This window comes from Sulfolobus sp. B1, assembly GCF_007050195.1.
GTDB lineage: Archaea > Thermoproteota > Thermoprotei_A > Sulfolobales > Sulfolobaceae > Saccharolobus.
The window spans coordinates 1-3,395 of the sequence record NZ_QIMI01000149.1 but is presented as its reverse complement, the minus strand read 5'-3'; the positions used below and the strand labels follow the sequence as shown (position 1 = coordinate 3,395).

Genomic DNA, 3,395 nt, shown 5'->3' with positions numbered 1-3,395 from the left:
TCACAGTAGTTTAAGTAGAAATGTTAGACTTGAGGTAGAGGATAAGTTGAAGAGAGGGCTCTTGAAAGTAGTTGTCTCTTCTACAAGTTTAGAATTAGGTATAGACATAGGTTATATCGATCTAGTAATTTTGCTAAGTAGCCCTAAGAGTGTTAGTAGGCTTTTACAAAGGATAGGAAGGGCTGGGCACCACATTAGAAATATTAGTAAAGGTAGGATAGTGGTTGTAGATAGGGATGATCTAGTAGAGTGTACTGTGTTAACTAAACTAGCGGTTGATAGAAAGATTGATAATATTAATATACCTAAAAAACCATTAGATGTCCTTTCACAATTAATAGTAGCCTCCAGCTTGATTTCGAATATTGAGAAAGAAGAATTATATAATATCTTAAGGAATTCCTACAATTTTCAAGATCTCACAAATGAAGAATATGAGTCTGTGATTAGATACCTTAATGGTGAGCTATTTGGGCTGGAATTAAAAAATGTTTATTCTAAAATTAGACTAAAAGAGGATAAACTAATTTATCCTAAAAGAGGTAGTAGAATGATATTCTTTATGAATAGTGGTACCATACCAGACGAAGCTATGATTGAGGTTATTACAGATTATGGTAAATATGTAGGTAATTTGGAAGAAGAATTTGTAGAGATCCTATCTCCCGGGGATATTTTTGTATTAGGCGGTAGAACTTATGAGTTCCTAAGTAGTAAAGGTTCTAAGGTAGTAGTAAAAGATGCAGCTGGGCAGAGACCTACAGTGCCCAGTTGGTTTTCAGAGATGTTGCCATTATCCTACGAATCAGCCCTTGAAATTGGAAAGTTTAGAAGAACTGTTGCAGAGATGTTGAGTAAAGGAAATAATAAAGAAGAAATAATAGAGTGGATTTCAAAAGAGTATAGTATTTCGAAATCTGCTTCATCAACAATTTACAATTATATATTGGAACAATATTTATTTACAAATGGAATAATACCATCAGATAAATTAATAATGATCGAAATTTATGACGATGAGGAAGGCATTAGAAACTATATATTTCATGCACTTTTTGGCAGAAGAGCACTCGATGCTTTATCTAGAGCTTTAGCTTATGCTTTAAGTGAGGATCTAAATATAGATGTGAAGATATCAGTTACAGATAATGGTTTCTCTCTAAGTGTTAGTAAGGTTTCTAATTTGGATAGCTATAATGTTTTGAGACTATTCGATAAGGTTAAATCATCAAATATTTATGATATATTGAGCAAAGCGATTATGAGGACTGAAATGTTAAAAAGGAGGTTTAGACATTGTGCGGAGAGATCGTTTATGATATTAAGAAGATACAAGGGAAGAGAAACCAATTTAGAGAGAAGAGAACTTAACTCAGAAATACTTTTAAATTCTATAAAGGAGTTTCCAGACTTCCCAGTTCTCAAAGAGACAATAAGGGAAATATTAGAAGATCATATGGACGTAATTAGAGCTAAAGAGATACTGAAGAAAATAGAAGGTAGTGAAATAAGGCTGGTTATATTTGGTCCTACTACTATTCCAAGTCCGTTTTCCCATAGTATTATAATTAAGGGACATTCAGATGTAGTTCTAGCTGAAGATAAGAGAGAATTAATGAAGAAGCTTCACGATAAGGTCATAGACTTCTTGAGGCAAAAGGGAGTTAATATCGACCTCGCTTATACTTCTGTTTAATTTTCTAAATGCTTTTATACAACTATTTGAAACAATTATCCAAGTCACGTTCCATATTTCCATGGAAATTAAGTCTCTAGAGCTAGGGAAACAATCTAACATATGTGTATGAACTATTGCTTTAACGTCTCCTCCACATTTAATTAGTATCCTATACAATGCTTCAGCATTACAAGTAAATTCCATCGTCGAGTTACTAGAGTTTTCAATTTCATAGAACTTATCGTTGCATATGATTCCGCATCTTTCTCTCAAGTTACCCATAGACCTTCAAGACCAGCAATAGATCTTAAAATGTCAGTTCTAGTAACAATTCCTATTGCCTTGCTGTCAGAGTCAATAACTAATAGTCTTCCTACATTATATATTATCATTTTCCTTATAGCTTCCAAAATATCATCATTTTCTTTAATAGTTATTACATTTGTCTTCATGTAGTCAGTTACTTTAGCATCATAGTTTCCTTCAAAGAAAGCTTTTATAATATCAGCAGTAGTTAAGATCCCAATTACTTTTTCATCATGATCTATTACTGGAGCTCCTCTTATAGATTCTTTGTAAAATATCATTGATGCTTCTCTGAGGCTAGTCTCTGGTTTTAGGGCAATCAGTTTCTTTGATATCAAGTTTCTAACTTTTTCTTTAGGGATACTTATCATTCTTTTCACGTCTACAACCACCTCCTTACTAGCTTCATCTAGATGTAATATTAGTCCTTCTATAACTAATCTACTATATGGCGTTGGTCCTAGTCTGACTGGGTCTCCTACTTTTAATTTTCTTAAGTCACCCTCTACTTTAAGAAGAACACGATTAGCGGAAGGATTAGTTATGTCTATAATTTCTATATTCTCTATCTTGATATCTGTTTCTATCATACCTTTATATAGACTTAACTTGTCGAGAATAGGGGTTATTGTTGGATTGTTTATAATTTCGTAAGCTTTTAAAGTAGGTATGTAACCACCATTAGGACCTGGTTTAGATTCAATTAGACCTAGCACTTTTAAACTTAAGATTATGTTCCTTACTGTACCTTCATCCTTATTTATAACGTCAGCTACTTCCTTGCTTTTTATCATCCTTTTATGCTTATTATATAAATCTGTAAGTGCAAGTAATATTTCCCTTTGGGTGGGTGAAAGATTCTGCATACTCTAAATTATAATTTAAAATTAGTAGTTAAAAATATCTATGCTTTTATAACTTAGAACCTAGGACTCTTGTTAAGATTTTTTTATTTAGGTTAAATACCTCTTTCGCTATTAGATCAACATAACTAAGCTTAGGCAGTGGATAATCTATCCCAATAGATATTGCTATCGATTTTTTCATTGCTATATAAGTTAACTTATCCCGTATGCTCCCTTCGGCTATTCCCTCAGCTAGCTTAAAAGCAGTGTAAAATCTGGAAAAGCTTTTAGCAGTGTGCTTGATCTGATCATTATCAGATGCGTTCAAGTTTCTAAGTGATCTGTATAATTTTTCATCCGGTTCAAAGGAGAATATTACTTCAGTAAATGTCATCCTTAAAGCTTTAGCTAAATTATCCTTACTGCTTTCAGCAAGATCAAATGCTTCTCTTACCTTTCCATCTAGGATTAGATTAGATATATACTCATACTTCTCTTCCTTATCTAACAATTTGTCGAAAATATTCTTATTTTCATCAAAAAGACCTAAACCATGCTTTCCTATA

The 3,395-nt window shown here is 32.6% G+C and carries 3 protein-coding genes; 1 reads left to right on the top strand and 2 read right to left on the bottom strand.

Annotation, left to right across the window (positions count from 1 at the left end):
• Window positions 1-1,696 (top strand): helicase-related protein (locus DMP16_RS08600; RefSeq protein WP_255446848.1); only part of this gene is annotated, 1,696 nt, incomplete at its 5' end.
• A 251-nt stretch (window positions 1,697-1,947) separates the two neighbouring features.
• Here the strand turns inward: DMP16_RS08600 and DMP16_RS08590 are convergent.
• Entirely contained in the window at window positions 1,948-2,850 is a 903-nt protein-coding gene (locus tag DMP16_RS08590; RefSeq protein ID WP_069282589.1) for a CBS domain-containing protein, read from the bottom strand.
• Window positions 2,851-2,896: 46 nt separating this feature from the next.
• Window positions 2,897-3,395, bottom strand: a 499-nt coding sequence (locus DMP16_RS08585; RefSeq protein WP_143577100.1) for a DUF2192 domain-containing protein, incomplete at its 5' end; no start/stop codon positions are given.